Origin of the sequence: Desulfovibrio sp. 1188_IL3213 (assembly GCF_036763145.1) — a bacterium.
In the GTDB taxonomy this organism is placed as follows: Bacteria; Desulfobacterota; Desulfovibrionia; order Desulfovibrionales; family Desulfovibrionaceae; genus Desulfovibrio.
Window position 1 is genome coordinate 1 of record NZ_JBAIYR010000406.1, and the last position, 2,027, is coordinate 2,027.

At 55.8% G+C, this 2,027-nt stretch carries 3 protein-coding genes and 1 pseudogene; 3 read left to right on the top strand and 1 reads right to left on the bottom strand.

What is annotated here, in order from left to right; genetic code table 11:
- The 3 genes and pseudogenes from V6C16_RS11970 to V6C16_RS11980 form a co-directional block, all read left to right on the top strand.
- A pseudogene (locus V6C16_RS11970) lies at window positions 1–202 on the top strand (sigma-54-dependent transcriptional regulator); the annotation flags it as partial.
- Between the two features lie 533 nt (window positions 203–735).
- Window positions 736–879, top strand: a complete 144-nt coding sequence (locus V6C16_RS11975) for a hypothetical protein (RefSeq protein ID WP_333535704.1) — start codon at window positions 736–738, stop codon at window positions 877–879.
- Window positions 880–885: 6 nt separating this feature from the next.
- A complete protein-coding gene (locus V6C16_RS11980) occupies window positions 886–1,143 on the top strand; it encodes a hypothetical protein (RefSeq protein WP_333535703.1) in 258 nt (85 codons plus the stop codon).
- A 446-nt stretch (window positions 1,144–1,589) separates the two neighbouring features.
- On the opposite strand, the gene V6C16_RS11985 is transcribed toward V6C16_RS11980, so the two are convergent.
- Window positions 1,590–2,027: methyl-accepting chemotaxis protein (locus V6C16_RS11985; RefSeq protein WP_333543305.1), on the bottom strand; the 438-nt coding region annotated here is incomplete at its 5' end.

The window sequence follows — 2,027 nt, forward strand, 5'->3', positions numbered from 1 at the left end:
CTCTGTTCTGTATCCTGGGCTGCCTCCCGTGGGTGCGGTAGGCGATGACCTGCCGGATCTGCGCCAATGGAAAGCCCGGGCCGAAGAAGCCTATGTGCGAAGCGTATGGAGCGCCAGCAACGGCGATGCGCGCAAGGCCGCCGGTATGGCCGGAGTTTCGCGCGGGCACTGGTATGAGCTTATGAAAAAGCACGGGCTGTAGACAGTGTCATCACGAGCGCCTTTTCCGGTATCTCTGCGTCGAACTTCGCCTTTTATTCCGGTCGAGTACCATAAGAGTACACTCCCTGCATAAAAGGCTCGTTCTCCTTGATATACCAAGGAAATTCATCTCGTGACGACACTGTCCAGAGCAATTTCACTTTGAAATTGCTCTGGCGTCTGCGTGAGCAGACGTTCGCTACGGAGGCGTAAGCGCAGTTTATCTGCGCGATTAAACGCCGAAGTGAGCGTGCCTTAAACTTTGAGAATGTATATTCTCAAAGTTAATCTGCTCTAGAGCAATTTCACTTTGAAATTGTTCTGGCGTCTGCGTGAGCAGACGTTCGCTACGGAGGCGTAAGCGCAGTTTATCTGCGCGATTAAACGCCGAAGTGAGCGTGCCTTAAACTTTGAGAATGTATATTCTCAAAGTTAATCTGCTCTAGGATGGGGCGTACGTAAAGCCCCTGAGGAACCGGCGGGCGCGGCGTTGCTGCAAAGGTTCTGTTGCCCCTGCCTTCAGGCATGGCGGGCATGCGCGAAAAATTGCCGAAAGATGGCGGTACACGTCAATATTCCGGGTATGAAAGAAAAGCGGGCGCAGCCGGGCAAGAGTTCTTGCATCGCGGCATAAAAGGCGCTATAGCGAAAAAAACCGGATTATTAAAGGCAATATAACAGCGTATGAACAAGAATTCCATTACCATCAAAGGGTATGTTACGGCGATGCCACGCTCTGTGGATGCGCGGCAGGCCAGGGTGGCCGTGGTTCAGGACGATGTGGAATACCGCATCGTGCCGCGCGGCGCTGGCGTGGATCTGGATGATGCAGTGAGTCTTCCCGTGGAGGTTTCCGGGCTGCTCGAAGAGGCGGACGGCGTGAGCTATCTTGTTGTTCGCGGCTATACGGTGCTTGAAGACGACTCCTGGCTTGAGGAGTAGGGTCTCACCGTTCCCGCCCGGCCCTGCCGGAATGCTTCCGGCAGTCGGTTCCGCTTTTGACGCATGTTTTTTCATGGCGGCATCTGCTGCCTGTTCCCTGCTTTTGCAGTACGGCTGCGCGGCGGGCGGCTAGAGCAGTTAACGAATGAAATGAGTTAACTGCTCTGCAAGGATTTTCTTGAAAATCCTTGCCACGAAATGCGAGAAGGCAGGCTTTTGCCTGCCGTAAGCGAGCATTTCAAGTGTTAAATGCTCTAGGGCGGCGACTACAGAAAAAACTTCAAACCTGTCTCAGCTTCTCCCAAAATATCGTTCCCTGTTTTTGAAAAGACGGCGTATGGCTGTCGCAGGCACATGGGCGGATTGGGCAAAGCCAAAACGCACTGAGAAAAAATGCCCCCCCGCCGACTGCTGACAGTCGGCGGGGTTTTTTGCGCCGGGCGCTGTTATTTTTTCATGTCGCCAATGAGAGCACTGAGATTCTGCGCCTGCCGGGCCAGGTCGCTGACGGCAAGGGCCGCCTCGTGCATGGCTTCAGCGGTCTGGTGTACCACATCATTCACTGTGGTGATGGAGCGGTTGATCTCTTCACTGGCAACGGACTGCTGCTCGCTGGCCGCGGCAATGGCATTGACCTGGTCGGCCGTGGCCTCCACCGTGCTGACGATCTCTCCCAGGGCCTGGCCGGACTGATTGGCGAATTCTGTGGCCTGGCTTACCTGTTCCGTGGCGGTTTCCATCGCGGTCATGCTTTTGGCGGTGCTCGCCTGGATGGACGTGATGGCTGCTCCCACATCGTGGGTGGAGGCCATGGTTTTTTCGGCCAGCTTGCGCACTTCATCGGCCACCACGGCAAAGCCGCGCCCGGCGTCACCGGCGCGGGC